The organism is Microbacterium sufflavum, assembly GCF_023101165.1.
GTDB lineage: Bacteria > Actinomycetota > Actinomycetes > Actinomycetales > Microbacteriaceae > Microbacterium > Microbacterium sufflavum.
Map to the genome: position 1 here is coordinate 1,612,483 of NZ_CP078076.1, position 26,586 is coordinate 1,639,068.

Annotated in this window: 24 protein-coding genes; 10 read left to right on the plus strand and 14 right to left on the minus strand. The window is 69.3% G+C overall.

Annotated features, from left to right (window positions below; genetic code table 11):
* Positions 1 to 119: 119 nt before the first annotated feature.
* From KV394_RS07870 to KV394_RS07880, 3 genes are all read left to right on the plus strand, one after another.
* Positions 120 to 1,292 carry a glycosyltransferase gene (locus tag KV394_RS07870; protein ID WP_136037106.1) on the plus strand — a complete coding sequence of 391 codons (1,173 nt, stop codon included), beginning with the start codon at positions 120 to 122 and terminating at the stop codon, positions 1,290 to 1,292.
* A gap of 55 nt (positions 1,293 to 1,347) precedes the next feature.
* Positions 1,348 to 2,676, plus strand: a complete 1,329-nt coding sequence (locus KV394_RS07875; RefSeq protein WP_247982741.1) for a phenylacetate--CoA ligase family protein — start codon at positions 1,348 to 1,350, stop codon at positions 2,674 to 2,676.
* 99 nt (positions 2,677 to 2,775) lie between these two features.
* Positions 2,776 to 3,702: a YveK family protein gene (locus KV394_RS07880; protein ID WP_136044637.1), complete on the plus strand. Its 927-nt coding sequence runs from the start codon at positions 2,776 to 2,778 to the stop codon at positions 3,700 to 3,702.
* 65 nt (positions 3,703 to 3,767) lie between these two features.
* On the opposite strand, the gene KV394_RS07885 is transcribed toward KV394_RS07880, so the two are convergent.
* The 3 genes from KV394_RS07885 to KV394_RS07895 form a co-directional block, all read right to left on the minus strand.
* Positions 3,768 to 5,381 (minus strand): glycoside hydrolase family 16 protein, encoded by a 1,614-nt coding sequence (locus KV394_RS07885; RefSeq protein WP_247982742.1) that lies wholly within the window; start codon positions 5,379 to 5,381, stop codon positions 3,768 to 3,770.
* Positions 5,382 to 5,500: 119 nt separating this feature from the next.
* Positions 5,501 to 6,397, minus strand: coding sequence for a hypothetical protein (locus KV394_RS07890; RefSeq protein ID WP_206251847.1), 897 nt, complete (start codon positions 6,395 to 6,397; stop codon positions 5,501 to 5,503).
* Positions 6,394 to 7,521 carry a Gfo/Idh/MocA family protein gene (locus KV394_RS07895; RefSeq protein ID WP_282187152.1) on the minus strand — a complete coding sequence of 376 codons (1,128 nt, stop codon included), beginning with the start codon at positions 7,519 to 7,521 and terminating at the stop codon, positions 6,394 to 6,396. Before KV394_RS07895 ends, KV394_RS07890 begins: the two co-directional genes overlap by 4 nt.
* Positions 7,522 to 7,715: 194 nt before the next feature.
* Between KV394_RS07895 and KV394_RS07900 the strand changes: the two genes are divergently transcribed.
* Genes KV394_RS07900 through KV394_RS07910 form a run of 3 tightly spaced genes read left to right on the plus strand, consistent with a single transcriptional unit; the run spans position 7,716 to position 9,644 of the window.
* Positions 7,716 to 8,627 carry a glycosyltransferase family 2 protein gene (locus tag KV394_RS07900; protein ID WP_168387168.1) on the plus strand — a complete coding sequence of 304 codons (912 nt, stop codon included), beginning with the start codon at positions 7,716 to 7,718 and terminating at the stop codon, positions 8,625 to 8,627.
* 4 nt (positions 8,628 to 8,631) lie between these two features.
* On the plus strand, positions 8,632 to 9,081 hold the full coding sequence (locus KV394_RS07905) for a glycosyltransferase family 28 protein (RefSeq protein WP_136029358.1): 450 nt from the start codon (positions 8,632 to 8,634) through the stop codon (positions 9,079 to 9,081).
* Positions 9,078 to 9,644 (plus strand): glycosyltransferase, encoded by a 567-nt coding sequence (locus KV394_RS07910; protein WP_247638306.1) that lies wholly within the window; start codon positions 9,078 to 9,080, stop codon positions 9,642 to 9,644. Before KV394_RS07905 ends, KV394_RS07910 begins: the two co-directional genes overlap by 4 nt.
* A gap of 21 nt (positions 9,645 to 9,665) precedes the next feature.
* Here KV394_RS07910 and KV394_RS07915 read toward each other — a convergent pair whose 3' ends face one another.
* The 6 genes from KV394_RS07915 to KV394_RS07940 form a co-directional block, all read right to left on the minus strand.
* Positions 9,666 to 11,177 (minus strand): lipopolysaccharide biosynthesis protein, encoded by a 1,512-nt coding sequence (locus tag KV394_RS07915; protein ID WP_247982744.1) that lies wholly within the window; start codon positions 11,175 to 11,177, stop codon positions 9,666 to 9,668.
* On the minus strand, positions 11,167 to 12,507 hold the full coding sequence (locus tag KV394_RS07920) for an O-antigen ligase family protein (protein WP_136029364.1): 1,341 nt from the start codon (positions 12,505 to 12,507) through the stop codon (positions 11,167 to 11,169). Before KV394_RS07920 ends, KV394_RS07915 begins: the two co-directional genes overlap by 11 nt.
* Before the next feature lie 16 nt (positions 12,508 to 12,523).
* Positions 12,524 to 13,228, minus strand: a complete 705-nt coding sequence (locus KV394_RS07925) for a CDP-alcohol phosphatidyltransferase family protein (RefSeq protein WP_136029366.1) — start codon at positions 13,226 to 13,228, stop codon at positions 12,524 to 12,526.
* The gene (locus KV394_RS07930; RefSeq protein ID WP_247982745.1) at positions 13,225 to 16,920 is read right to left on the minus strand and encodes a fibronectin type III domain-containing protein; all 3,696 of its coding nucleotides are present in this window, start codon (positions 16,918 to 16,920) and stop codon (positions 13,225 to 13,227) included. Before KV394_RS07930 ends, KV394_RS07925 begins: the two co-directional genes overlap by 4 nt.
* 122 nt (positions 16,921 to 17,042) lie before the next feature.
* Positions 17,043 to 17,732, minus strand: a complete 690-nt coding sequence (locus tag KV394_RS07935; RefSeq protein WP_136029370.1) for a hypothetical protein — start codon at positions 17,730 to 17,732, stop codon at positions 17,043 to 17,045.
* Entirely contained in the window at positions 17,732 to 19,258 is a 1,527-nt protein-coding gene (locus KV394_RS07940; protein WP_136044644.1) for a sugar transferase, read from the minus strand. The genes KV394_RS07935 and KV394_RS07940 overlap by 1 nt, the downstream gene beginning before the upstream one ends.
* Before the next feature lie 363 nt (positions 19,259 to 19,621).
* Between KV394_RS07940 and KV394_RS07945 the strand changes: the two genes are divergently transcribed.
* The gene (locus KV394_RS07945) at positions 19,622 to 20,770 is read left to right on the plus strand and encodes a low temperature requirement protein A (protein WP_247982746.1); all 1,149 of its coding nucleotides are present in this window, start codon (positions 19,622 to 19,624) and stop codon (positions 20,768 to 20,770) included.
* A gap of 12 nt (positions 20,771 to 20,782) precedes the next feature.
* On the opposite strand, the gene KV394_RS07950 is transcribed toward KV394_RS07945, so the two are convergent.
* Positions 20,783 to 21,397 carry a TetR/AcrR family transcriptional regulator gene (locus tag KV394_RS07950; protein ID WP_136029376.1) on the minus strand — a complete coding sequence of 205 codons (615 nt, stop codon included), beginning with the start codon at positions 21,395 to 21,397 and terminating at the stop codon, positions 20,783 to 20,785.
* A 477-nt stretch (positions 21,398 to 21,874) separates the two neighbouring features.
* Here KV394_RS07950 and KV394_RS07955 point away from each other — a divergent pair, with 477 nt between their 5' ends.
* Entirely contained in the window at positions 21,875 to 22,153 is a 279-nt protein-coding gene (locus tag KV394_RS07955) for a hypothetical protein (RefSeq protein ID WP_136029378.1), read from the plus strand.
* A gap of 63 nt (positions 22,154 to 22,216) precedes the next feature.
* On the opposite strand, the gene KV394_RS07960 is transcribed toward KV394_RS07955, so the two are convergent.
* The 4 genes from KV394_RS07960 to KV394_RS07970 form a co-directional block, all read right to left on the minus strand.
* Positions 22,217 to 23,620, minus strand: coding sequence for a DivIVA domain-containing protein (locus tag KV394_RS07960; protein ID WP_136037116.1), 1,404 nt, complete (start codon positions 23,618 to 23,620; stop codon positions 22,217 to 22,219).
* 210 nt (positions 23,621 to 23,830) lie between these two features.
* Positions 23,831 to 24,136 carry a hypothetical protein gene (locus KV394_RS07965; protein WP_247982747.1) on the minus strand — a complete coding sequence of 102 codons (306 nt, stop codon included), beginning with the start codon at positions 24,134 to 24,136 and terminating at the stop codon, positions 23,831 to 23,833.
* A 78-nt stretch (positions 24,137 to 24,214) separates the two neighbouring features.
* Complete coding sequence (locus KV394_RS17380; protein ID WP_282187153.1) at positions 24,215 to 24,349, minus strand: hypothetical protein; 135 nt, start codon at positions 24,347 to 24,349, stop codon at positions 24,215 to 24,217.
* A 32-nt stretch (positions 24,350 to 24,381) separates the two neighbouring features.
* Positions 24,382 to 24,687 carry a DUF7882 family protein gene (locus KV394_RS07970; RefSeq protein ID WP_136029383.1) on the minus strand — a complete coding sequence of 102 codons (306 nt, stop codon included), beginning with the start codon at positions 24,685 to 24,687 and terminating at the stop codon, positions 24,382 to 24,384.
* A gap of 169 nt (positions 24,688 to 24,856) precedes the next feature.
* Here KV394_RS07970 and KV394_RS07975 point away from each other — a divergent pair, with 169 nt between their 5' ends.
* Positions 24,857 to 25,117 (plus strand): hypothetical protein, encoded by a 261-nt coding sequence (locus KV394_RS07975; protein ID WP_136029385.1) that lies wholly within the window; start codon positions 24,857 to 24,859, stop codon positions 25,115 to 25,117.
* Positions 25,118 to 25,255: 138 nt separating this feature from the next.
* Positions 25,256 to 26,581, plus strand: coding sequence for a VCBS repeat domain-containing M23 family metallopeptidase (locus KV394_RS07980; protein ID WP_136029387.1), 1,326 nt, complete (start codon positions 25,256 to 25,258; stop codon positions 26,579 to 26,581).
* The last annotated feature ends 5 nt before the right edge of the window (positions 26,582 to 26,586 follow it).

Sequence of the window (26,586 nt, forward strand, 5' to 3'; positions counted from 1 at the left end):
TAATGCGACTCCCACAGCCGCGCTGCCAGAGTCTATCAGACGCGGGTTTCCCCGCCCATAGGTCGGCGTGAAACGATGGAGCGCGCAGGCGCGGTGCCTGCCGAGCGAAGGGGACTCGAGTGGGGCCAGCCGTCACGGTCATCGTGCCGACGTTCAACGAGCGCGACAACGTCGCCGAGCTCGTGGCGCGCACGGCGGCGGCGCTTGCCGGGCGGCAGGCGGAGATCCTGTTCGTGGACGACAGCTCGGACGACACCGTCGCGGAGGTCGAACGCGTGGCCGTCGACGCGCCGCTCCCGGTGCGGGTGATCCATCGCGCCGAGAACACCGGCGGGCTCGGCGGTGCCGTCGTGCTCGGGTTGCACGCCGCAGCCGCTGACCTCTGCATCGTGATGGACGGCGACCTCCAGCACCCGCCCGAGCTGCTGCCCGCGCTCCTCGACCGGCACGCCGAGGGCGGGGCGGACGTGGTCGCGGCATCGCGCTACATCGGCGGCGGCGACACCAGCGGCCTCGGCACGGCGCTGCGCTTCGGGGTGTCCCGCGCGGCCACGTGGCTGACCAGGGCCATGTTCCCCATCCGGCTGGCCCGCAGCACCGACCCCATGACGGGCTTCTTCCTCGTGGACCGGTCGCGCCTCGACCTCGACGGCTTGAAGCCGCAGGGGTTCAAGATCCTGCTGGAGATCCTGGCGCGCAACGACCTGCGCATCGCCGAAGTGCCGATGGAGTTCGCCGAGCGGCGGCACGGGACGTCGAAGGCGAGTATCCGCCAGGGCGCCACGTTCATCGCCCATCTCGCTCGGCTGCGCTTCGGCAAGATGTCGCTCTTCGCGCTGATCGGCGTCATCGGGGCCGTGGCGAACCTCGGCATCATGTGGGCGCTGACGGCCGCGGGCGTGCCGTACGTCTGGGCGGCGATCATCGGCGCCGAGGTCACCATCATCGGCAACTTCCTCTTGCAGGAGCGCTTCGTGTTCGCCGACATGCGCACGGACGCCCGAGCGCTCGGCATCCGCTTCGCGAGCTCCTTCGCGTTCAACAACGTCGAGGCGGCGCTGCGCATCCCCGTCATGGCGCTCATGGTCGAGACCTGGCACATCTCCAGCGTGCTGGCCACGGCCCTGTCGCTGATCGTGGCGTTCTTCGCGCGCTTCCTCTTCCATTCGCTCGTCGTGTACGCGCCGCAGCGTCGCCGTCGTGGCGAGAGCGCGGAGCCCGAGACCGACACCGCGGCGCAGCGCGTGATCCGCGCGATCGACGTCGAGGTGATGAAACCGGGCGAGCTCTGAGGCCGGCGCTCTACCATGGACCTGACCGGCAGGGGGCCGGGCTGCTGGGGGAGTGGTGAAAAGAGCGATCTTCGACGCCAAGACGCGTCTGCTGATGCGGAACGACCGACGCGCCTTCGAGGTGATGGTCCGCAATGAACGTCTGGGGGGCGCGGCCTTCGAGGAACTGTCGCGGGGCGCGGCGACCCGCATCGCGCTGCACGCGTTCGACTCGTCGCCGTTCTATCGCGAGCTGTACGCGGGGGCGGGATTCGGTCGGGAGGACGTCGCGGAAGCGGGCAACTTCTCCGCGCTGCCGGTGGTGACCAAGGCCGCGCTGCGCGATGCGGGGGATGCCGTGCTCTCCATGACGGTGCCCTCCTCGCGCGCGCTGGTGTCGCAGACGGGCGGCAGCACCGGATCGCCGTTGCGGGTGCGCAACGACCAGGCCGCCCCGACCGCGGCGATGTGGTGGCGGATCTACCGCTGGTGGGGCGTGCATCCCGCGGACGACATGGCCTTCATCTATCGACGCCTCCGGCAGGGCAGGGAGGCGCTGGTGTACGCCGCGCAGTGGTGGCCGAGTCGCCACCTGCACCTCGATGCGCGGGCGATCACCGACGACGCGATCGAGACGTTCGTCCGCGACTGGCAGCGGGTGCGTCCGCGACTGCTCGTCGCCTATGTCGAGGGCGCGACGGCCGTCGCGACGCATCTGGCGCGGACGGGGCGTACGCTGCCCACGTCGGCCGTCTCCGTCACGGCGGCGATGCTGCAGCCGGGGCAGCGCGCCCTGCTCGAGTCGGTGTTCCGTGCTCCCGTGTTCGACACCTACCGCTCGGCGGAGATCCCCTGGATCGCGGCCGAGTGCGAGCAGCACGAGGGACTCCACGTCGCGGGCGATCAGCGCCTGGTGGAGATCGTCGACGACGCGGGGCGTGCGGTGGATGCGGGGACCGAGGGCTCGGTCGTCGTCACGGACTTCAGCAACGAGGTGTTCCCGCTCGTGCGATACGAGATGGGGGACCGATCACGGCGACTCGACGGCGCGTGCGCGTGCGGGCGGGTCTTCCCCCGGATCGCCCCCGTGCAGGGACGACTGGCCGATGTGGTGCGAACCCCGTCGGGGCGCCGCATCACGGGAGGCCTGAGCGGGCTGTTCCTCGGCGACCCCGGAGCCATCCGGCAGATGCAGGTCGTGCAGGCGGCGGACTACGCGGTCACGATCCGCTACGTCCCGACGACGCCGGGAGGGGCGCGCGATGCCGCCGCGACAGCGGTGCGTGCCCTGCGCACGCTGCTCGATGACGACGCCGTCGCGGTGTCGGCGATGGAGGTCGAGAGCATCGAGAGCCAGGGCGGCAAGGCTCGGCTCGTGATCTCGCACGCTCCCGACGCCCCCTGAGGCGCGTAACGCTCACGGCTCCTGAACAGGACCGAGTACTAGACTTACGCCGTTCTGCGCCCGACGACGTGTCGGGCGCCGCATTGGGGGAGTGCACAAGTGGCAACACACTGGACATTGGAAGACCTCTATCGAGGGGTCATGCAGTCGTGGATGGTCCTGGTGGGGACGATCGTCGCGTTCGCGTTGGTCGGTTTCGGGATCTTCCTGATCTATCCGCAGAAGTACACGGCGGAAGCGCAGCACACGGTCGAGCCGATCAGCGTGCTCTCGACCGGATCGAGCTTCAACACGGTGAACATGGAGACCGAGAAGGTCGTGGCGACCTCGACGGCCGTGCTCAAGCGCGCCGTGGAAGACCTCGACGACACGTCGATCGAGGCGCTGCGCAACAACACCGTGATCGACGTGCCGCGGAACTCGCAGGTGCTGAGCTTCCAGGTGACCGCGAACACGCCGCAGGAGGCGGCCGACCGGGCGAACGCGCTCGCTGAGGCGTACGGTGCTCAGCGCACCGACAACGCGCGTGCCGTCGTCGAGCAGACCACGGCGGAGTTGGGGGACTCCATCGCGCAGCTGCAGGCCGTCGTCGACTCGCAGCCCATCGACAGCAGCGAGCGGGCTGCCACGCAGCTCCAGCTGCAGGGTCTGCTCGACCAGCAGGCGCGGATCACCGCGACGCCGTTCTACTCGGGCACGCTCGTGACGCCGGCCGATCCGCCGCAGAAGTCGAACCGGCCCTCGGTGCTGGTCTTCATCGCCGCGGGTCTCTTCCTCGGCATCCTCGTCGGCGCCATCGCCGCGCTCATCGTGTCGCGCGTGCGCAACGGACCGGGCGCCAGCTACAAGCGCAGTGTCGCTGACGAGGTCGACGCCGACGATGCCGACGACACCGAAGAGGTGCCGGAGCACGACGACGTCGCCCTCGATGAGGACGACCGGCTGCTGGAGCCGGAAGACGCGGGGCTGCCGGTCTCGCGTCCGATCGGAGCTCCGAAACGCGGGCACACGACCTCGCGGCGCTGAAACGCCACCAGAAGACGAAGAGGGCACCGGGTCATGACGACCCGGTGCCCTCTTCGCTTGTCCCGTCAGCCGGAGTAGCTCCAGACCCGCACGTAGTCGACCTGGAAGTCGAGGTTCTGGGTCGCCGCCTTGTCGGCCGGGTTGGGGAGGCCCCAGTAGGTCGTCGACGGACCCACGTGGAGGTTCAACCGCATGTGCAGCGGTGAGCCGAAGTAGTTCGGGTTCCAGAGGTTCGGGTGGGTCGCGGGGGTTGCGCGCAACAGCTGCTTCCCGTCGACGATCACGGCCGCGTACGTCGGCGTGAACTCGAACGCGTACGTGTGGAAGTCCTTCCACACCGGTGTCGCGGCGCCGTAGTCGGCGTGATGCCAGATGTAGCGCTGATTGGCCGAGGGCGTCGAGGTGTGCGTGTGGACCGTCGTCGTGGCGGTGTCGATCCGCTGGTCGCGGACCGCGGCGTCGTCGTAGCCCCACGCCTCCATGATGTCGATCTCTCCGGACTGGTTGTTGCGCAGCCAGAACGCGGCCAGCGAGCCGAACGTGTTCGGGCCGCTCGGCGTCTTGGCGCGGATCTCCCATCGACCGTACTGCTGGCTCATGCTGACGTCATCCGACTGGAGGCGGCGCTGGTCCAGGTAGCCGGTGTTGTGCCAGAGCTCGCGCGGGCCGCTCTGCGTGGAGGGGCGGATCGCGGGGGTGGTCCGCCAATCGGCGCGGATGTGGAGGACGCCGCTCCCGTCCACCGACACCTGGTCGCGGGAGGGGACGGCCGCGTCGAAGAGGAGGCCGAGGTCGTCCTGGCCGCGGACGTTCCACTTCGCGGGGTCGACCGCGGGGCTGCCGGAGGAGTCGCGGTAGGTGAACTCGTCACGCCAGGTGGGGGCACCCCAGCCCGGGACACTGCCGTCCGATGCGGGAGGCGTCGTCGGCTTCTGCGGCTGCGCCGGCGGGGTGGTCGGCTTCGGCGTCGGGCTCGGTGTTGTCGTGGGCTTCGGCGTGGGAGTCGGCGTCGGAGTCGGCGTGGGCTTCGGCGGCGGTGTCACGGCCGGCTTGTCCTCGCGCACGAGGTGGGCGTCGAAGCTGATGTTGTGGGTCTCTCGCCAGTTGGAGAGCACCTGCACGGCGATGGTGTTGGTGCCGGTGCGGAACAGTCGGCTCGGGATGGAGAACGAGACCGGGTTCTTGCGGGCGGCGGTGGACGACGGAGCGGCGGTCGCGTAGCTCTTGTCGGTGATGCGCCCGGTGGGGGCGTTCTTGCGGCCGATCTCGACGCCGTTGATCCAGATGACGATGCCGTCGTCGGCCCACGTGTTCACCCACGCCCATTCCGGCATATCGGAAGTGAGCGTGAAGGTCTTGGTGGCGTACGTGGCGATCGGCTGCTGACCCGACGTGCGGGGGATGAGCGTGCCGATGGTGCCGACACCGGTGCCGGCACCGAGCGGTGCCGTGCCCGTCTTCCAGGTGTTGGCGGCCGTCTGCCACCCGGCAGGCGGAGGTGTCGCGGCCCGGTAGTAGGACCACCCCGCGGAGCCGCGGGGGATCACCGAGGTGATCGTGGTGTCAGCGGCCACGGCGGGCCCGCTGGCGACGACGGATGCCCCGACGACCGCGAGCGCGGCGACGAAGGCGAAGAGGATGCGATGGATGGGGGTTCGGGTGTGTGTCTTCAGTTTCATCTCGAGGGGGAGCGAAACGGTGCTGTGCAAACCGGTCGCTCGCACAGCACCGTCCGGGTTGCGGATGCGGGCCGAGCATTCCCCCTCGATGCATCCTGTGGACGGGTGTTGTCCGCCTACTATACGGCGTCGCTCCCCCAAAGCTCCCTGACAATTCCCGTGGTGCTCTCGATCGACGACCGCGACGACGCGCCGAACACGATCGACTCGACGTTCGCGTGGTCGTGGATCCACTCCAGGGCGCGCCGCGGCGGGATGGCCCCGGACGCGAACACCGACATGGCCACGGGGCGGAACGGGCGCTCACGCAGAGCCTGCTCGTACGCCTCGATGCCGCCGGACATCCGGAAGCCGATCTCGTTGATGTTCGCGCACACGATCGGGTTCTTCACTCCGACGCGATCGAGCGTGTCGAGCAGCATCGGCAGGTTCATCGTGATGAAGCCGGGCTCCGCGTTGTAGCGCTCGCGCACGTGACGATCGAAGATCGCGAAGGCCTCGTCGAAGCCGAGTCCCAGCATCAGGTCGACCACGACGTTCTGGAGGAAGACCACCGGGGTGTTGAGGCCCTGGAACATCTTCATCTCCGCGTCGACGAGCAGCGTGATGATGCCCTCGATGTCCTTCTTCATGAACGACTTGCCGCCGCGCACCGCCGCGTTGAGCAGACCCTCCTCCGGAAGGAACTGCTTCAGCGCGCCGAGCATGCCGTTGTCGGTCACTGCGTTGGCGTACTTGTGCGCGTACGGCATGCACGGGTAGAAGCGGTAGTCGGCGTACCGCTGCGGGTTCGCGCGCATGTGATCGCAGACCTCGGCGATGCGCTCGTGCGTGGTGCACATGAGGGTGCGGATGCCGTTGTCGAGGGCGATGTCGACCACGTCGATGATCGCCTGGGTGTCCTGGAAGCGGATGGCCTGCGCCCGCGCCTTCTCCTCCGACATGTGGTTGATGCCGAAGAACTGGTTGTCGCCCAGCAGCAGCCGGTCCATGGTCGTCGTCGTCATCTCGCTCATGCCTTCCTCCCGCGTCCGAACAGTCCGCGTTTCGCCGCGGGTGCCGCGGCGACCACGGCAGGTGCCGGTGCGGACTCCGCAGCGGCAGCGGAATCCTGCAGGATCCACTCGATGACGCGGTCCGTCTCGGCCGCTCCGGCGAAGCCGTTCTCCCGCGCCTCCGTCTCGCCCGCCGCGATGGCGTCGACGAACGATGCCAGCTGCGCGCTGTACTCCTCGCCCCGGAGGTAGAAGGCGACCTGCTCGGTGAGGTCGGTCGTGTAGGAGATGTTCCACCCCGCACGGTAGCCCGCCGGGATCGTCGCCCCCTCGCGGAGGTAGACGCGCAACTCCTGGCGGTCGGCGATGATGCGGCCCTGCGAGCCGGAGATCGTGACCGAGGTCGACATCTTCCGGAAGGACTCGTCGGACCAGTTGACCGAGAGCTGCACGCTCAGGCCGTCGGGGTAGTCGAGCGTGGAATAGACCTCGTCGTCGATGTCGGCGGAGAAGATGCTGTTCAGCACCGATCCGCGGACGCGCTCCGGCGTGCCCAGGTACCAGTTGACGAGGTTGAGCGGGTGTGTCGCGTAGTCGTAGACGCACCCGCCTCCCGTCGACCGCTTGGTGCGCCAGGTCGAGCCCTTCGGCTTGAGCACGACGGGCCCGTAGGCCTCGGCCAGGACGTGCGTCACACGACCGAGCGCTCCGGCGTCGAGCAGGCGCTTGACCTCCTGGAACGTCGCGATGAAGCGGTTGTGGAAGCCCACCTGTGCGATGAGCCCCCGCTCGGCGGCCAGCGCGGCGAGCTCGAGCGATTCGGCCGCGCTCAGCGTGAGCGGCTTCTCGCAGAAGACGTGCACACCGCGCTCGAGCGCGCTGCGGACGAGTGCAGCGTGCGAGGCGTTCGGCGTGGCGATGATCACCGCCTCCGGTGCCGCGTCGTCGAGCATCTTGTCGAGCGTCGAGTACGTCGGCGCCCCCGTGTACTTGTTCAGCACGTCGAGCAGGTAGTCCGTGGCGTCGACGACGCCCACCAGCTCCACGTTGTGCAGAGCCCGGACGATGGACAGATGGGAGAGCCCCATCTTCCCCACGCCGACGACTCCGACCCGAACACGTCGTGTGTCAGTGTTTTCTGGCACGACGAAATCCCCTTCCCCAGTTAGTTTCCCCTTCAGAGGCGACTCTCCCCGTAGAGACGCCAGCCGCTATACTAACCCGAAGTCCGCGCTGATGGCAGTGCGAACTTCGCGCCGGGATGGGGCCCGGTGTATCTCAGGGGATTCCGACGCACGCCGACGGCGTGGGTCGGACGCGTCACACAAGGGGAGTGACCATGCAGTTGGATGTTTCTGTCGTCCTGCCGACACACAACCGACCGGAGCTGATGAAGCTCGGCGTCGAGAGCGTGCTCGCGCAGAAGACCTCGGCCACGGGAGAGGTCGTCATCGTGTTCGACGCCTGCCCGATCGAGGTGCCGGACGTCGAGGTGCCGGAGGGGTGGACGGTGCGCGGCATCTCGAACACCCGCACCCGCGGACTCGCCGGCGCGCGCAACTCGGGGATCCTGGCCGCGGAGGGGCGGCTGGTGGCCTTTCTCGACGACGACGACGAGTGGCTGCCCGGCAAGCTCGCCGCGCAGCTGCGCCGCTTCGAGGAGAAGCCGGAGGCGATCATCGTCGGCACCGCCATGGTCGTCGACGACGGCACCAACCGCATCGTCCGCCGTGTGCCATCCGATGACCTCACTCACGAGGACTTCCTGCGCAACCGCAACCCCGGCCTGCACTCGTCGAGCCTGATGTTCCGGCGCGAGGTGCTCCTGGGCGAGCTCGGACTGATCGACGAGGAGCTTCCGCGCAGCTACGGCGAGGACTACGACATCCTGTTGCGCGGTTCCTCCCTCGGGCTCGTGACCGTGGTGAACGAGCCGCTGGTGCGCGTGCTGTGGACGGGGCAGTCGTACTACTTCGGGAAGTGGGCCGCGTACGCCGAGGCCCTGCAGTACCTGCTGCGCAAGCACCCCGACTTCGCGACCATCCCCGCGGCCCTCGGTCGCATCGAGGCCCAGGTCGCGTTCTCCCTGGCCTCGGCCGGGCAGGGCAAGGAGGCCCGCTCGTGGGCCTGGCGCGCGCTCCGCCACAACCCGAAGCAGGTCAAGGCGGCGCTCGCGATCGCCATCTCATGGAAGCTCGTGACACCGCAGGCGATCACGAAGGTCGTCCAGAAGCTCGGCCGGGGGATCTGACGCCATGAAGATCCTCATCGCCTGTTCCTCCGGCGGGCATCTCACCCAGGCGCTGGCGCTGCGGGACTGGTGGGGCGAGCACGAGCGGTGCTGGGCCACGTTCCCGGTGGAGGATGCGCGCTCGCGCCTCGCCGACGAGAAGGTGTACGAGATCCACTACCCGACCGTGCGGAACGTGCCGAATCTGCTGCGCAACTTCGGCCTCGCCCGACGCGTGCTGGCCGAGGAGCGGCCCGACATCGTGTTCTCGACCGGCGCGGCCATCGCCCTGCCGTTCTTCACCCAGGCGCGGTTCTTCGGGGCGCGGACGGTGTACCTGGAGCCCGTCGACCGCATCACCTCACCCGGCCTCAGCGGGCGACTCGTCTACCCGTTCGCGGACGAGTTCCTCGTGCAGTGGGAGCGGATGCGCCGGTTCTACCCCGGGTCGCGCAACGTGGGGGTCGTGCTGTGAGCGCGCCGCTGGTCGTCGTGTCCGCCGGCACGTACCACCTGCCCTTCGACCGGCTCTCGCAGTGGGTGGAGGAGTGGCTGCACCGGAACCCCGGCGTGCGCCTCGTGATGCAGCACGGCCCGTCCGCTCCGGTCGACGGCGCCGAGAACGTCGAGATCCTGCCCTACACCGAACTCCTGACGCTGTGCCGGGAGGCCGACGCGGTCGTGCTCCAGGGCGGGGCCGGCGGCGTGATGGACATGCGTGCCCTCGGCATCGTGCCGATCGTCGTGCCGCGCGTGCCCGGAGACGGCGAGGTGGTCGACGATCACCAGCTCGTGTTCAGCGCGGAGATGGCCGAGCTCGGGATCATCCGGCGCGCCCTGTCCTCCGCTGAACTCGCCGCCCAGCTCGACCGCGCGCTCTCCGGCGGCGCGGAAGCCCCCGGGACGATCGCCACGCCGGGGGCGGACACCGTGCGCGCCCTGCTCGAGCAGCCGGTCCGCCGCGCGCCGTGGTTCGCCTTCGTCCCGCGCCTGTTCCGCAGCGGGGCTGCGATCATCGCGACCAAGCTGCGGCGCTGACGCTCGGGCGCCGGACTCCCGTCAGGCCCAGCGGCCGAGGAACGGGATCCGGCGCCACAGCGTCTCGATGTGCAGGGCGTGCCGGAACAGCCACAGCACGGCGGCGTACACCGCGCACAGCACGACACCGGCCACCAGCAGCACGAGCAGACTCGACCCCGCGAACCACGTGAACAGGAGTCCGCCCCCGCCGAAGATCAAGACGGGCGGCAGCATCGGCACGAGCAGCTTCGAGGGCTGCAGGTCCACATGCATCAGGCGGTGCACCTGGACGGCGGCGATGAGGTTGTCGGCCAGCATCACGATGACCCAGGTGATCGCGGCACCCCAGACCCCCAGGAGCGGCACGAGGGCGAGGTTGCCTCCGATGCTCACAGCCAGCGCGATCGCCTTGTTGTACATCTGCCACGTGCTCTTCCCGCCCTGCAGGAGGATGCTCTGCAGCATGCCGCACGCGGTCTGGAACATCATCGCCAGAGCCAGCAGCATCATCGGTCCCCACCCGGAGCGGAACTCCGAGCCGAAGATGCCGAGGACCGCGGGGCCCATCGAGATGAGCAGCATGTAGAACGGCCAGTTCATCAGGATCATCGCCCGCACGACCTTGGTGTGCAGTCGTGTGGACTCGGCGTAGTTCTCGCGGGCGAGGAGAGCGGAGATCGTCGGGGACACCGCCACGCGCATCGCCTTGTCGACCACGCCACCCGCGCGCACGGCACGGGTGATGACCGCGTACACGCCCGCGGCGGAGGGCGAGGCGAGCGCGGCGATGATGAGCACGTCCGACCACTCGAGCGCGGTCTCCAGGCCAGAGCTCACCGTGCGCGGGGCGTTGAACCGCCAGAACTCGCCCATCGTGGGTCGCGTGCCCGGCGTGCTCTCCCGGCGACGGCGGAAGTCGCGCACGAACGGCGCCGCGATCACCACGAGCGTCACGACCAGCCAGAACGGCTGCGGCAGCAGCCACGCCTCGAACGCTCCCCACGCGCCGACCCCGGCGACCGAGACCGCGAGCAGCACGGTCAGCAGTCGGCTGGCCGGGAGCAGGATGCTCTGCAGCAGCGTGAAGGCAGTGACGCCCCGAAGCATGCGCGCCGCGATCTGCAGGACGCCGATCAGGGCGCCCACCACGACATACGGCACCATCGCACGCATCAGATCGGCCATCGCCGCAGCGTCGCGCGGCGCGGCCAGCCACTCTCCGAGCGCATCCGCCAGCAGCCAGATCGCGAGCGACACGAGACCGGAAACCACCGCGACCGGGCCGACCGCGAACATCACGATGCGCCACTCCGCCCCGGCGCGGTGGAAGGCGCGCTGCTCGGCGATGAAGCGGACGATGCCGCTGTTGGTCCCGAGCCGGAGCACCTGGGTGAGGATCGTGAAGATCCCCATGGCCTGGAAGAACAGACCGGTCCCGTCGGCACCGAGGGTGTTACCGACGATCGCGGTGAGCAGCAGGGCGGCGAGGGCGGCGAAAGCGGAGCCGAACAGGCTGATCAGACCACTCTTCGCCAGCCCCTCACTCTTCATTCGCCGCCTTCGCGAACGGCGTCGGCTGCGGTGTCCAGTACGAGGACTTGCCGAGATACTTCTCCCGCAGCAGCACCGCGAGGGCGATGCCGACGAACACCAGCTGCCTGTCCAGGCCGTAGAAGATCGACAGGCCGACCGCCACGACCACGCTGGCGTGGATCCACACCGCCGACAGGTTCGGGGCGTCGAACGTGCGCACCGCGCCCATCACGATCATGCCGAGGAAGAGGACGAGGCCGACCAGCCCGAAGCAGAACATCGCGTTCCAGATCGCGCCCTGCGTGCCGACGTAGATCTCGCTCCAGGTGCTGGGCCGGGGAGCGCCCCAGCCGATGACCGGCGATTGCAGCGTCCGCTCCCAGGTCTCCGCGTAGAGGTTGCCGCGTCCCTCGGTCGTGTCGACCGTCTCCTGGCGCGCCACGATGCCGTCGAGGAACCCGGAGAGGAAGAGGATGACGGCCGCGGCGATACCCAGCACCGTGACCCAGAAGAAGGCGAGGAAGCGTCCGCGGATCAGCAGGCAGAACAGGACGTAGACGATCGCGCCCGCGATGCCGAGGAACAGGCCGCGGTTCGTGGTCGCGATCGCCGGGGGGATCGCGGCGACGAGGGCGATCACCAGGAACCACATGGCGCGCGCGGTGCGGTGGCCGATCGCCGTGCCGATCGCGATGGGGGTGAGCACCGCCATCGCCGCCCCCCAGCCGTTCGTGTACGAGAACGGTGCCGACGGGCGGACGAACGGCTCGGCAGCTCCCCACGGCGTCTGGATCTCGGCGAGGGTCGGGAACACGAGCTCCGACACGTAGTCGTTGCTCGAGATCGCGTCCGGCAGCAGCCGACCGATCGTCATGGTCAGCTGCACCTCGGGGAACAGCATCCCCAGGTAGCCACCCACGATGACGAACAGCCAGATGAAGGTCAGCCCGTTGAAGATGCGCTTGGGCGTCAGCGAGCTGCGCGCGTTGACGATGTAGACCATGATGATCGCCAGCGCGAGGAACTGGCTGATGCGTACGCCGAGGCCGACGCCGCGACCGAGCTGATCGATCATGAGCGCCGACGGGATCATCCACAGCACGAACCCGATCCACGGCAGGATGCCGGGGACGATGAGGATGCGCCGCCGCATGATCAGCAGCGCCACCATGGGCACCGCCATGATCACCGACGCGAAGGGCAGCATCCCGAGGAGCCAGAACAGCGGGTAGCCCCACAGCACGGTCAGCACCGGCCAGGCGGGCAGCGATCTCGGCTCGACCTCCAGGCTGGGGTCTTGACCGGTCGCTGCGATCAGCGAACGGCTCGGTGAAGAGATGAGTGCCATGCGGATGCGTCCAGGTTCAGAGTGCGGTCAGCTGCGTGTACTTGCGGCGGAGCGAGCCGGCGAAGATCAGCACGTGCCAGACGAACAGTGCGGTGTAGAGCACCGCGAACGCGAACGGCAGTCCGATGAACGCCAGGACGACATACGTCGTGGAGGGATCCTGAGGCTGCTTGACGAACGACTCCAGGATGCCACGGCGTCCGTCGTCCGGGGAAGGGGGAGTCTTGGGGAGGAGCTTCTCGGCGAGGAGCTGGGAGAGGAACCAGCCGGACACGAGCACCGAGAACAGGCCGGCGACCAGCACCAACCACGGCCACGCGTCCGTGCGGAGCAGGTGCACCGCGACGGCGATGTGCACGAGCGGGGCCCGCACACCGTCGACCACATGATCGAGCCATTCGCCGGCGGGGCCGCCGCGCTTCTGGATGCGCGCGAGCTGGCCGTCGGCGGAGTCCAGGATGTACCCGATCAGGAGGAGCACGGCCGCGAGCGGCCCCGCCCACCACGCGGTGACGCCGGCCAGCACGACGACGGCCGCGAGGCCGAACAACGCGCTGACCGCCGTGACCCCGTTGGGGCTGGCGCCCCAGGTGGCGGCGACCACGGCGGCCCTGCCGCCGAGCGGTCGATTGATCCAGCGCAGGTACGCGGGAACGCCCGCCCCCGCTTTCTGTGCGGAGGCGAGCGCTCGACGCGCGTCTGCGTAGGAGATTTTCGTCATTTACGAGGCATGTCCAATGCGAGATCGAAGCTCAGGTCGGGAGTTCCGCGATAGTTGGCGTGCACAGACGCCGCGATCACGTTCGTCCCTTCCACGAGCAGGTTGGCGGGCACCGCGAAGGTGACCTTGTTGGCCGCAGCCGTGGTCGCCCGCGGTGCCGCCGTGGCATACGAATTCTGCGTCAGGGTCCCCGCCCCGAGGTTCGCCCGCCCGAGCTCCACCCCGTTGAGGTATACCACGACACCGTCGTCCGCCGTAACCGTGACCGTGCCGTTCGCGACGCTCGCGGCGTCCGTCACCGTGACGGAGTGCCGGAACTGCGCGCTGAGCGGCTTGGTTGCGAGGTTCGTCGGGTCGATGTTCGTCGCCGCCGTCGCGACCCCGCGGGCGAGGACGGCCGAGCCGCTCGCCCACGAGGAGGCGTCGAACGCCACCGCGTTCCAGTCCGCCGGTAGCGGATCGGCCGAGTAGCGCCACGACCAGGCCGAACCGCTCGGCACGCTGACCGGCAGCTCGTTGTCCGACGGCGGAGTCGCCGTCGTCACCTGGACCGTCGCGGGAGTCGACGCGAGACCGCCGATCCCGACCGCGACCACGCTGTAGTCGTACGCCGTGGCGGCGGTCAGGCCGCTCTCGGTGAACGTCGTCGTCGCGGCGTCCGTCGTGCCGACCTGCTGGCCGCCCCGGCTGATCACATAGGACTGCGGGGTGGTGCCGCTCGCGGGAGCGGCCCAGGTGAGCGTGGCGGAATCGAGAGTGGTGGTCCCCGAGAGACCCGTGACCGGGTTCGGAGCCGCCGGCGCCTGGCCGCGCTCCGCCGTGAAGGCGAGGTCGAAGCTCAGGTCCGGAGTGGTGCGGTAGTTCGCGTGGACCGAGGCGGCCAGCACGTTCGTCCCGTCCACGAGCACGCCCTGCGGCACCTCGAACACGACCCGGTTCGCGGCGGCGGTCGTGTGCGACACGACGCCGTTCGCGTAGGAGTTCTGCGTGAGGGTGCCCGCGGGCATCCGCACCCGTCCGAGCTCGACGCCGTTGAGGTACAGCACCACGCCGTCGTTCGCGATGACCGAGATGCTGCCGTTCACGACGCTCAGCGCGTTCGTGACCTGGAACTCGTTGCGGAACTGCGCGCTCAGCGGCTTCGTCGCGAGGTTCGTCGGGTCGATGTTCGTCGTCGCCGACGAGACGCCCCGGCCGAAGAGCCCCTGTCCGGTGTTCCACGACGCGTCGTCGAACGCGAGCGTGTTCCAGTCGGACGGCAGCGCGTCGGACGAGTACCGCCACGACCAGGTCGCGCCGTTCTCGATGAACGTGAGGGCGCTCTCGGGTGCGGGCTGGGCGACGTAGGCCGCCGTGCTCGCGGAACGGTTGCCCGCGGCGTCGCGTGCCCGGACGAAGTAGTTCGTCGGGGTCTCCGTGATCGGCACGGTGTAGGTGGCCGACGTCGTCGACGCGATCACCCGGTTGTCGCGCAGCACCTCGTAGGTCACGCCTCCGGTGTCGGTCGAGGCCGCCCAGGTGAGCGTCGCCTCGGTGCCGCCGTTGCCGGGGGTCGCCGTGATCGCACCCGGCGTCGTGGGAGCGGTGGTGTCGCGCGGGGCGAAGCGGATGTACCCGCCCGACCACTGGTTGACCTCGCCCGCCCTGACCGAGCGGCTGAAGTCGCCGCCGGCCCACAGCACGCCGGTGCTGTCGAAGAACGTGCCCCAGGCGCCGTAGCCGGCGCGAGCCTGCACGACGGGCGACCACGCGGCCACGAACTTGCCGGTCTGCGCGTCCCACGCACCCATCAGGTTCATCTTGTCGGCCTGCGTCCAGCCGGTGCCCACGTCACTCCACGAGTACGCGTCCTGGTAGACCCAGTGGCCGCAGTGGCAGCCGCCGATCACGAGGTTCGCGTCGTGCTCGACGGTCTGGAAGTCGCCACCGTTCTTCGTGATCGACCCGCCGACGCGCTCGAACGTGTTCCGGTCGTAGGCGAAGAGCGAGTGCTCCGAGCCGCCGAGCCACACCTTCCCACCGGCCTCGGTCACGCCGAGCTGCCAGATGTTGCCGGAGTAGGAGCCGTCCGCGTTGAGCGTGGCCTTGCTGAACTTCGGCACCCACAGCGGGTCGACCAGCGGGGCGCCCGCGGCGGTCTGGATGGCGGCCGCGCTCGGGGTGGACGTGGTCTGCTTCATCTTGAAGTAGCCGGAGAAGTAGGTGCGGTCGCCCTGGTCGGAGGCGTCGACGGCGATCGAGGTGCCGTTGAGGAACGCGTTCCAGTTGGTGTCGGGACGACCCGTCGTCAGGTTGATGCGACCGCCGTTCCAGGTGCTCGCGCTGATGGTGGAGCCGACCGCGGTGAGGTGCGTCATGGCACCGGCGACGTACAGGAAGTCGCCCTGCACGTCGAGGTCGCGCACGTAGGGCACGCTGCCGGTCGCCCGGTGCTCCGCGTTGACCTGCCAGCCCGAGAGCTGCCCGGTCGTGGGGTCGAGGATCGCGATGCCCGCCTGCGGGGTGCCGTTGACCGTGGAGAACTGTCCACCGATCGCGACGCGGCCGTCGGGCAGACCGGTGATGGCCTTGACCTGACCGTTGAGCTGCGGACGGAACGTGGAGACCCACTCGCCCGTGTTCACGTCGAAGGCCGCGAGGTACGGCTGCTCGACCTGACCGGTGCCGCCCTCGTTGCGCTGCACGTAGCGGAAGTTGCCGCCGACGAAGACCTTGCCGGCGACCTCGCCGAACTCGGCCACCTCGGTGTTGAGCTCGCCGCTGCTGCCGTTGGCGAAGCCGGAGACACCCCAGACGGTGGTCATGGCGTTGCTCTCCGGGATGGCCGCGACCGTGGAGGCGGGCGTGCCCGAGGCGGGCACGGCGCCGAAGTCGAGGTTCGCGAGCTTCAGCTGCGGCCGCAGGAAGACCTGCGTGAACGGCCGCGCGTAGCCCTGGCCCGACGGGGCCCACAGGTACGAGGTGGCCGCGGTGCTGCCGCCGATGCTCGAGCCGAACGCCCAGCCGTTGATGTAGTTGTGCGACGCCTGCTCATTGAACACGACGCGGCGCAGCTGGTTGTTGTTGCCGAAGTTGTTGGTCTGGCCGCCGGTGCCGGTCGAGCCGTCGAAGTTGTAGTTCTTCACGCGGTGCTCGGCGCCGAAGGTCCACACCCAGCGATCGCGCTGCGTGAACGTGAACCGGCCCTCCTGCCACGTGGTGCCGGCCGTGTTGGTGGCGCGGCGCAGGCGGATGCCGTCGGCCAGCGCGTCGACGCGGCCGTTGTTCAGGAGTCCGTCGACCGTCGCGGCCGGCAGCTGTGCCGGCTGGAACGCGTCGGTGCCGGTCGGGGTGTTGCGGATCTGGGCTGCGGTGCGCAAACCGTTGTACCCCTCCTTCCAGCCTTCGCGGCCTCGGCCGATGAGCACCCAGCCGCCGCCGGACGTGGTCTGGTCGCAGTAGAACTGCTCCGGCGCGACGAGCGCCGGGGTGACCAGCCAGTACACGCCGTCGGTGGACTGCGGGTAGTTCTGCTTGATCTCCCAGCACGACGCGGCGGCGGTCTCCTGAGAGAGGCCGTCCGGCAGTGCCGGGGGTGCGGCGTTCGCCGCGAGCGGGGTGAGCAGTGAGCCCACCAGGACGGCCGCGGCGATCATGGCGCCAGCGGCTGCGCGGGTCGCCTTCACTCTCCGCGCGGGTGCTGCAGTGTTCATGGAGTCCTTCTTCGGGTGTGAGGCTCGCCTGGAGCGACTCGGGGGTGAGTCGCTCCAGGTGCGGGTGAGCCACGTTCGGGTGTTCGAGAGATCGGCGATCCCCCGGGGGTGTTGGGGGAAGGTCAGGCTGCGGGGCAGTCCTGAACGTCGGGGATCTCGTGCGACGAGATCTTCCAGGTGTCGTCCTCGAAGACGGCTCCGTAGATGTGGGCCACGGGGTGGCCGGGGTTGTACAGCGAGTCCTTGAGCGAGTTGCCCGCCGCGTCCTTCACGTCGATGTCGGACACGTCGACGCACACCTTGAGGGTGATGGTCGCGGGGGAGGACGCCAGGTCCACCGCCGTCGGGGTGACGCTCGTGACGACCGCCTTGCCCGTCTGCGTGTAGCCCAGGTCCATCTGCTCCCGTGCGTGGGACTGCACCTCGCCGAGCACCCAGCCGGTCGCGACCGCGTCGACGCCGACCGCCGAGCCGTCGCCGCGCTGGCTGACCTCGTCGAGGGCGGCGACCACGGCGTCGGCGGCCGCGGTCGCCCGCTTGACCTCGGCGTCCTGGTCATCGCTCATCGGGCCGTCGACGACCTTCGGGACGGACTTCAGCGGATCTTCGGATGCCGCCTTGTCCTCGTCGCCGTCGTCGACGGGCTTGTGGGTGGACGAGGCCGACGGCGCTCCGCCGTTGTTCGTCACGAGGGCGACGCCAACCCCTGCGGCGCCCAGCGCGAGCAGTGCCACGGCACCGATCGCGATCCATCGTCTGCGGTGCGTCGCGGGCGCCTTCTCGCCCTCGATCACCTGTCCTTCGTCATCCATCAGTAAGCCCCCTTCGGCTGGATCATCACCTTCGCGGTCCGCCACATGATTTGCAGATCATTCATGACCGACCAGTTCTCGACGTACCGCAGGTCGAGGCGCACGCTCTCGTCCCACGACAGGTCGCTGCGCCCGGACACCTGCCACAGGCCCGTGATGCCGGGCTTGATGTACAGGCGGCGGAACACGGTGCCGTCGTACGCCGTGACCTCGCTGGGAAGTGGCGGACGAGGCCCGACGACACTCATGTCGCCGGTGAGGACGTTCCAGAACTGCGGCAGCTCGTCGAGCGACAGCTTGCGCAGCACCTTTCCCACGCGGGTGACGCGGGGGTCGTCCTTCATCTTGAACAGAAGACCGGCGCCGTCGTTCTGCGCCTTGAGGGCAGCGAGCTGCTGCTCGGCATCGGTCTTCATCGAGCGGAACTTCACCATCTTGAAGCGGCGGCCGTCGCGGCCGACGCGCTCCTGGAAGAAGAACGCGGGTCCGGGCGAGTCGAGCTTGATGAGCGCCATCAGCACCGGGGTGACGAGGGCGATCGGGATCAACGCGACCGTCGCGACGAAGATGTCGAGCGCGCGCTTGAGCACGTGCACTCCGCCCTCGTACGTCGGGATCTTCACCTGGATCAGCGGCAGGCCGTCGACCTGACGCAGCGAGATGCGAGGACCGGCGACGTCGGTCAGTCGGCTCGAGAGCACGAGCTCGGCGGCGGTGCCCTCGAGCTGCCAGCTGAGCTGCTTGACGAAGTCGGGGTCTCCATCGGGACGGCTCGCCACGATGATCGTGTCCGCCCCGAGCTGGGCTGCTGCGGCGGCGACGCTGTCGAGATCGCCGACGACCGGGTAGATGCTCTCCCCGATCGCGAACGCGCCGGCCTTGCGATCGACCAGCGTCGTCCCCACGACGTGGTAGCCGTTCTCTGCGCCCTTCTGCAGAGACGTGATCACATACTCGACGTCTTCGGTCGCGCCGACCACCAGGGTGCGCGACGCGTACTGGCCCCGGATCCGGCGGCGCTGCAGCCACCGTCTCCAGGCCCAGCGCGCGCCGAGCAACCCGAACGTCCCGACAGGGAGCGCGACGAGGAACAGCGGCTGCAGTCCCTCCCACGCCAGCAGGACGCCCGCGATAGCGGTGATGCCGAATGCCAGGCCGCTGGCGTGTGCCACGCGGCGGTATTCCGTGGCCCCGGAACCGAAGATGGCGGCGTCGCGGGTGTTGAGCGCCGACAGCATCAGGTACCAGGCGAGGCCGAGCAGAGCAGCGTTGCGCCCCGCCTCGATCGCCACGACGCCGGAGGTCAGCTGGACCGCGACCGTCAGAGCGACGGCGATCAGGATGACAGCCGCATCCGTGATCCGCAGCCGCATCCGATAGTGACGTTCCCACTGCCGACGCCGTTCCAGCGTCGCCGAAGCGCGCGGCGTGGTCGCCGGGCGCGTGGACGACGTGGTGGCCCGCGGAGCGGTGGCCGGAACGAATCCCGTGCGAGAGATGCTCAGAGCATCCTCGACGGACGTCATGCCGAGGCCCCTTGAGCCGTGAATGTACGCAGAATTCCCCAGTGCGACATTGATTTCCCCAGTTTGATATCCCCAGACCGTGAACCCCACGTTCACGGCAGTCGTCTGCGTCCCGACCCCTCGGGTCCTGCTGGAACTCCGTGATCCCACATCTCGGAGTCGAAGGCGCCGTCCCAACCGGCGGCTTCGTGCAGCAGGCGCTGCAGACCTGGAACACTGTAGCGGACGCGGCCAGGAAACGGAAGACAAATCCGGGGAATGGATGAAACCCCATCGCGGGTGGTGCGCGGTCGGGCGCGGCCCGGGCGCTATCCTGACGCCGTGACGGCGCCCCCACCCTCTCCTCGTTCTCGCCTGCGCACGATGCTGCCCCGTGATCCGGCGCAGCCGCATCGCACCGCGAGCACCCTCGAGCTGTTCTTCGACCTGGTGTTCGTCGTGGCCGTGAGCATCGCCTCGTCGCAGCTGCACCACGCCCTCTCCCACGGGGACTTCGTCCACGGCATCACGTCGTACGCGATGGTGTTCTTCGCGATCTGGTGGGCGTGGATGAACTTCACGTGGTTCGCCACCTCGTTCGACACGGACGACTGGCTCTACCGCGTGACGACGTTCGTGCAGATGGGCGGGGTGCTCATCCTCGCGGCCGGTGTGCCGCGGGCCTTCGACGAGGGCGACTTCACCGTACCGGTCATCGGGTACGTCGTGATGCGCGTGGCCATGGTCGCGCAGTGGCTCAGGGCCTCACGGTCGGCCGGTGCGCTGCGCTCCGCCACCCGCCGGTACGCGGCGGGCATCGCCGGGGTGCAGGTGCTCTGGGTGCTGTTCCTCCTGATCCCGACGGGGCCCGCCCAGATCGTGGCGTTCGTGGTGTTCGCCCTCATCGAGATCTCCGTTCCGGTGTTCGCCGAATACCGCCGGCAGACCCCGTGGCACCGGCACCACATCACAGAGCGCTACGGGCTGTTCACTCTCATCGTGCTGGGGGAGAGCCTGCTCGCCTCGGCGAACGCGATCATCGACGCGCTCGACGAAGTCGAGGCGCTCGGGCCGCTGATCGCGATCTCGGTGCTCACGCTGGTGGTCACCGCCTCGCTCTGGTGGATCTACTTCTGGCCGCCGCATCACCGCGCGATCACCTCGTTCCGCCGGTCGCTGCGGTACGGCTACACGCACTACTTCGTGTTCGCGGCGGCCGCCGCCTTCTCGGCAGGCATCGAGGTGGAGCTGGACGTGCTCACCGGTGAGAGCCACCTGTCGAGCATGGCCGCTTCGTTCACCGTGACCGTCCCCATCGCGGTGTTCCTCCTCGGCGTCTGGTGGATCGCGATCAAGGAGAACGCGGACCGTGTGGTCAACACGGTGGTGCCGACCGGAGCGGCACTCGTGCTGTTGGATCCGGTGCTGCCGGTCCCGGTGACGCTCACCGCACTGATCCTGGCAGCCGTCGTGGTCGTGCTCGTGCTCCGACCGCCGGTCACGCGCGAGGCCGAGGCTCCGGTGGGGACGTAGGCGCCGCGCCGCTCAGACGCAGGCGGCGAACAGGGCGAGGCACTCCTGACGCAGTCGCGAGATCGCCTCCGTGTCGCCGCGCAGATGGCGGATGAGGGCGTTCTGGAGCATGCCGTCGGTCAGGGCGTACGCCAGGGTGGCGTCGAAGCGACACGGTTTCCCGGCGAGTTCCGCGTAGCGCGCGAGCACCTCGCCGATCGCCTCCTGCAGCATCTGCTCGATCTGCTCGATCGTGTCGCCGAAGCCGGACTCGAACAGTGCCTGATTGCGCAGGTCGTACCAGAGGCGGTGCAGCGACGCGTCGTCCTTCAGGCTCCTGGCCATCTCGTCGGCCACGCGCCCGGCGAGCTCGTCGGGGGTGGTCGCCGTCTCGATGATGGCGGCGTAGCGCTCGGCCGGCTGGCCGCGCGAGATGCGGACGGCCTCCGCGATGAGGTCGTTCTTGTCGGTGAAGTAGTAGTGCAGCGAGCCGTGGGAGAGCTCGGAGTGCTGGGCGATCTCGCGCAGCCCCGTGCGGGCGAACCCGCGTTCGGCGATCGCCTCCAGCGCGGCCTCCGCCAGGCTCCGTCGACGGAGGGCGAACTTGTCGGTTCCGGCGCGCTCGGCCCTCTTGATCGCTGTGTTCATCGTCTCGTCTCGACTCCGTCCCTGCGTTCGGTATCGGTCATGCTAGTGGGCACCGTCACGGATTTGAACAGTCGTCAAGTAAAAACTGGACACTCATCCAAGAAAAACTTGACACGTGACCAATCCCGTGATGCACTGGATGGATCGCGATCGTGAGCGTCCCCAGCGCCCGATCGTCGACCACGCCGCGCGCGCGATTCCCCGTCGCCCCGGCAACCGCTGCCTGACGAACTCTCGCTCGGCAGCGTGCGCGGCGGAGCGATGTCCCCACCTCCTCCGTCGCGCCCCCGAACCCGTCGTCACGGCATCTCTGCTAGACTTACGATGCAACGTGTGCGTTTCGCCCCTCTCGGCCGCCGCGTCGCCACTGATCAAGGCCCATCCACGGTTCGCGCACATCGACGCGCGCGACGCCGCCTTCGATCTCCTCACTTGCGGACCGCCCTGCGTGCCCGCCACATAGCAATGAGCATCACCATGAGCACCACCACCGTCCCTCCGTCCGACCCCCTCACCTGGAAGCAGGCCGACATCGACGTGCACGTCGCCACCCGCGGCGGCGAGTTCGCCGGCTTCGTCGAGTTCGACGGCGCCGCACACGTGCTGCGCGACGAGCGCGGTACCGACCTCGGTACCTACGCCTCGCTCGACGACGCCTGCGACGCACTCGACGCTGCGACCCGGCCCGCACCGCGCTCCGGGCTCCGGTCCGTGCCGCGCTCCGGACGCCGCCGCGTGCGCCGGGCCAGGGCCTGACCACACCGACGACACGACGAAGGCGCGAGCAGAGAGCTGCTCGCGCCTTCGTCGTGTCCGGCTCTACCGCTTGCTGTCGTCGGTCTCCACCACGTCGATCGTGATCTTCTCGAGCGGGCTGTCGTCGTCGAGCTCGTCGTCCAGCACCTCGTCGCCCAGGAACGTCTCCACGACCGTCTCGGTGGCCTCCGAACCCGACTCGTCCTCGTCGTCGATCGTGGCCTCGGCGACCGCGATCGACGAGGGCAGCGCATCGTCGCTGAAGATGCCGTCGGGGCGGATGAGCTCGCGCACCTCGGCCATGAAGCTCGACAGCTGCTGCTGCTGCCAGCGCAGCTGCCGCGTGCGGTCCTCGGCGTCGTGCAGCACCGCGGTCGTGTGACCGGTGACCGCATCGACGATCTTCTGCGACTTCACCCTGGCGCGGTCGAGGATCTCCCTGGCGCGCACCTGCGCGTCCGCCTCGATCGCCTGCGCCTGCGACCGCATGAGCCGCTCGTAGTCGTCCGCCTTCGCGGAGATCCGCTGCGCGTGCTCCAGGGAAGCGGTGACCTGCTCGTTGGCATCGGTCGTGATGCGCTCCGCGTGCGCGACGGCCTGGTTGTGCAGCACCAGGAACTCCTGCTGCGCGTCGTCCTGGCGACGGGTCAGCGTCTCCTCGAACTCGAGCACGCGGGCGTTCATCTCGCGCACCTCGCGCTCCGCATCCGCCCGCAGCTGCGTGGTCTCCCTCGTGACGAGCGAACGCAGCGCCGCCGCGCCCTTCTCGGCCTCCGTGCGGATCGCGGTGGCCTCCTGCGACGCCTGGTTCACCTTCTCGGCGGCGTGCGACGCCTCCCGCTCGATGCGCGCCTCGTGGGCCGTGTACTCGGTCTCCATCTTCAGGCGCACCTGGTCGGCGTCCCGCTGGGCCTGCGAAGTGATGCGATCGGCGTCGGCCTCGGCCTCGGCGCGCTGCGCGGCGACCTCTTCGCGCGCCGCCGCCATGAGCCGGTCGGCCTGCACGGCGGCGTTCTGGATCAGCACGTTCGCCTGCTCCTCCGCGACGCGCAGGATCGCCTCGAACTGCTGACGAGACGGCGCCTCCTCGCCATCGGGCTGCGGGGTGTCGACGAGCTCGGAGGTCAGCGTGGCGACCTGCTGCTCGGCGTCGGCGGCCTTGGCGTTCGCGGCGGCGAGCTCGCTCTCCAGCGCCTCGCGCGCCTCACGCTCCTCCGCGCGGATGGCCTCGACCGACTCGGTCTCCCTGGTCTGCGTCTCGGCGAGCTGGTCGGACAGCTGCTGCACCTGCGCCCGCAGGGAGGCGAGCGCCGCGTCGACCTCGCCCTTGTCGTAGCCGCGGAAGCCGATCGTGAACGCGGCGTTCGACGCCGACGACGACTGCTGGTCGCGCGGTGCCGTCTCGATCAGCTGGTCGAAGAAGTCCGGCGACCGCTCGTCGCGGGAGCCGTCCGGGGAGTCGCTCATGGTTGGGCCTTTCTGGCGTGTCCGGACGCGGAGCGGGGGCTCCGACCGCCGAACGGGATCGCACGCACGGACGAGGAGGCCGCCCGGCGCACGTCGCGACCGTGTCCTCAGCGGACGCTGTGCCGGGCGCGACGCGGTCCTAGCCTAGTTGCGCCGGCTGTGGATCGTGAGCCCCTCTTCACACCGGGGAGGGCGGTGCCGACGGACGGTTCATCCGGAGCGCGACCAGCGGGCATTGCGATCGTCGAGCAGCGCGCCACGGACGTACGAGACCGGCGGCCCGTCGGACACCGTGATCCCCCGCGCCCCCGCCGCCGCCGCGACGCGGGAGCGCAGCTCGGTCCACAGCGCCGTGGTCTGCGGGAACCCCATGTACTCGCGGAAGGTCTCGACGCGCAGCACCGCGCCCATCGGGTCGGCGGTCACGCGCACGACGGTGTCGTCGGGGTCGACGAAGCGGATGCCGATGGCGCCGTCTTCCAGCGGGAGGAAGTCCTTGCCGGCGGCCGCTGCCATCGTCAGGAGCTCACGTGCCTCCGGGGCGGGCGCGTGGATCCGCAGCGTGCGACCGAACTCGGCGAGGGCCTTGTCGAGCTAGTCTCGCGCGAAACGGTCGCCCGCGCGGCGTCCTGCGGCCGCGGTGCTGCGGTTCAGCCACGGGCGCAGGAAGGCGGCCCCGACGATGATCGCCAGGATGAGCAGTGCGAAGAGAAGGAGAGTGGGAACCACGACTGATCCGTGTGGGCGGAACGGCGGTCCGTTCAGCGGGGTGCGGTGAGCGCGTCCAGCACGAGCTCGCCGGAGGAGTTGAGCGCCTGCATGATCTCCTGCACGCGGTGCGGGTCGATGCGGGGCGGCTCCGCCGCGTCGAAGCCGAACTGGAGCGGGATGGCCGGGTGGATCCAGATCGTCGCGCGCTTGTCCACCCCGGCTGCGACGGGCAGCCAGGTCATCATGAAGCTCTCCTGTCGACGGAGCTTCGTGGAGATCACGATTTTCAGGTGCGCCAGGGTCTCATCCTCGATGAGAATCGGGTCGGAATGACCGTCGTAGCGGAGTCTGCCCATAGTGCTGACCGTACACCGCTCCGAGGCCCTCTGCCTCTCATCCCTGATCGGCGCAACCCCCTTCGGTGCGAGGAACCGGAGGCCTATTGTCGCCGAACAGGCGGGCCTCGGAAACGCGCAGACGGGACAGGTGACGGCAGTGACACATGAGGCGAAGAGGACGGCGCGCGTGCGGATCGTCGTGAACGATGTCGGCTTCGTGCTCGCACCCGGTGAGTCGGCGGACGGGATGAAGCAGGAGATCGATGCCGCGGTCCGGGCGGGAGGCGGGTTCGTCGCGTTCACCGTGGCGGACGGGTCGCGGGTGAACGTGCTCGTCTCCCCGATGAGTCACGTCGTGATCTCGGTCGAACCGCACGACGCCGAACCCGACGAGCCTCCGGTCGCGATCTTCCCCCGAGGCGACTTCTTCGACCACGAGCTGCTCTGACGCGGACAGCGCCGGAACCCGCCCCGACCGATCCGTCGCCCGCGGGGTGGCGTTGACGGGTATCGCGCTCCGCGCTTGGTACGGTGACCGCGGTGGACATGATGTCCCTGGGGCCGCTGAGCAAGAGAGAACGTCACGATGAAGCGCACGTCCCGCTTGCGCCTTGGCCGCATCGGGATCGTCGCCGTGCTCGCGGTGATGCTCGGCACCCTGGCTCCTGCGTTCACCACGGGCGACCCGGCCGCGGCCGCCGCGCCCGACGGCTACATGGTCTACCCGGCGTCTGGCAACATCCAGTCCAAGGTCGGTGACGGCTGTCTGGGCAACTACCGCGCCCACGACGGCATCGACATCTCACGCAACGGCGGCACCCCGATCCTGGCGGCCTACGACGGCGTCGTCCGCACGCGCACGTCGAACGGCGGATACGGCAACTACACCGACATCGAGCACGCGGGCGGCTACGTCACCCGCTACGCCCACATGGCCAGCACCGCGTGGTACCCGCCGGGCACCCGCGTGCTGCGGGGCCAGCAGATCGGCGTGGTCGGCAACACCGGCAACTCCGCCGCCTACCACCTGCACTTCGAGGTCTGGCTGAACGGCCGCGTCTACTCGCAGATCAACAACGGTTTCACGTGCCTGTCGAACGTCACGCGCGGTGCCACCATCCCGCTGTTCTTCCCCGGTCTCGGCACCGGCTCGGGCACCGTCGCCTCCGCGGACTACACGGGCGACGGCAACGCGGACGTGCTCGTGGTCGCCGGCAACGGCGACCTGCGTCTGCGCACCGGCAACGGCCAGGGGTCGTTCGCCGCGGCGACCACGGCCCTCGGACTCTGGGGCGGCAGCCGTCGCCACGTCACCCACGCCGACTTCAACGGCGATACGAAGGCCGACCTGATCGCGGCGAGATCCGACGGCACGCTCGAGTTCTACGCCGGGAACGGTGCGGGAGGATTCGCGGCCGGGACCGCGATCGGGAACGGCTGGTACGGCCTGCTGCACATCGTCTCCGGCGCCGACTTCACCGGCGACGGCAGACAGGACGTGATCGGCGTCGCCCCCAACGGGGCGATGTCGCTGTACGAAGGCAACGGCTCCGGCGGCTTCACCGGGCGCGTGACCACACTCGGCGTCGGGTGGGAGGGCTTCCACTTCATCGTGGGCGGCGACTTCGACAACGACGGGAAGGGCGACCTGATCGCCGCGTCGGACACCGGGACGCTCTACTTCTACCGTGGTGCGAACTACGGCTTCCAGACGGCGCGGGTCGTCGGCGAAGGGTGGATCGAGTTCACGGCGCTCACGGGCGGGGTCGACTACAACGGCGACCGCCGGGCGGACCTCCTCGGACGCACCCCTGCGGGCGAGGTCTACCTGTACAGCGGTCTCGGCGACGGGACCTTCGGGACCAAGACGCTCGTGGGCTCCGACTGGGGCGGACACCTCACGATCGAGTAGGGTCT

What these genes read in the sequence shown, in the direction of transcription:
- KV394_RS07965 (WP_247982747.1), bottom strand. Translation starts at nt 24,136, where the DNA reads ATGGCAGCGGCCGCCGGCAAGGACTTCCTCCCGCTGGAAGACGGCGCC.
- KV394_RS07930 (WP_247982745.1), bottom strand. Translation starts at nt 16,920, where the DNA reads ATGAACACTGCAGCACCCGCGCGGAGAGTGAAGGCGACCCGCGCAGCC.
- KV394_RS07945 (WP_247982746.1), top strand. Translation starts at nt 19,622, where the DNA reads ATGCTGCCCCGTGATCCGGCGCAGCCGCATCGCACCGCGAGCACCCTC.
- KV394_RS07980 (WP_136029387.1), top strand. Translation starts at nt 25,256, where the DNA reads ATGAAGCGCACGTCCCGCTTGCGCCTTGGCCGCATCGGGATCGTCGCC.
- KV394_RS07925 (WP_136029366.1), bottom strand. Translation starts at nt 13,228, where the DNA reads ATGACGAAAATCTCCTACGCAGACGCGCGTCGAGCGCTCGCCTCCGCA.
- KV394_RS07955 (WP_136029378.1), top strand. Translation starts at nt 21,875, where the DNA reads ATGAGCACCACCACCGTCCCTCCGTCCGACCCCCTCACCTGGAAGCAG.
- KV394_RS07960 (WP_136037116.1), bottom strand. Translation starts at nt 23,620, where the DNA reads ATGAGCGACTCCCCGGACGGCTCCCGCGACGAGCGGTCGCCGGACTTC.
- KV394_RS07940 (WP_136044644.1), bottom strand. Translation starts at nt 19,258, where the DNA reads ATGACGTCCGTCGAGGATGCTCTGAGCATCTCTCGCACGGGATTCGTT.
- KV394_RS07905 (WP_136029358.1), top strand. Translation starts at nt 8,632, where the DNA reads ATGAAGATCCTCATCGCCTGTTCCTCCGGCGGGCATCTCACCCAGGCG.
- KV394_RS07915 (WP_247982744.1), bottom strand. Translation starts at nt 11,177, where the DNA reads ATGAAGAGTGAGGGGCTGGCGAAGAGTGGTCTGATCAGCCTGTTCGGC.
- KV394_RS07890 (WP_206251847.1), bottom strand. Translation starts at nt 6,397, where the DNA reads ATGAGCGAGATGACGACGACGACCATGGACCGGCTGCTGCTGGGCGAC.
- KV394_RS07920 (WP_136029364.1), bottom strand. Translation starts at nt 12,507, where the DNA reads ATGGCACTCATCTCTTCACCGAGCCGTTCGCTGATCGCAGCGACCGGT.
- KV394_RS07970 (WP_136029383.1), bottom strand. Translation starts at nt 24,687, where the DNA reads ATGGGCAGACTCCGCTACGACGGTCATTCCGACCCGATTCTCATCGAG.
- KV394_RS07950 (WP_136029376.1), bottom strand. Translation starts at nt 21,397, where the DNA reads ATGAACACAGCGATCAAGAGGGCCGAGCGCGCCGGAACCGACAAGTTC.
- KV394_RS07885 (WP_247982742.1), bottom strand. Translation starts at nt 5,381, where the DNA reads ATGAAACTGAAGACACACACCCGAACCCCCATCCATCGCATCCTCTTC.
- KV394_RS07900 (WP_168387168.1), top strand. Translation starts at nt 7,716, where the DNA reads ATGCAGTTGGATGTTTCTGTCGTCCTGCCGACACACAACCGACCGGAG.
- KV394_RS07935 (WP_136029370.1), bottom strand. Translation starts at nt 17,732, where the DNA reads ATGGATGACGAAGGACAGGTGATCGAGGGCGAGAAGGCGCCCGCGACG.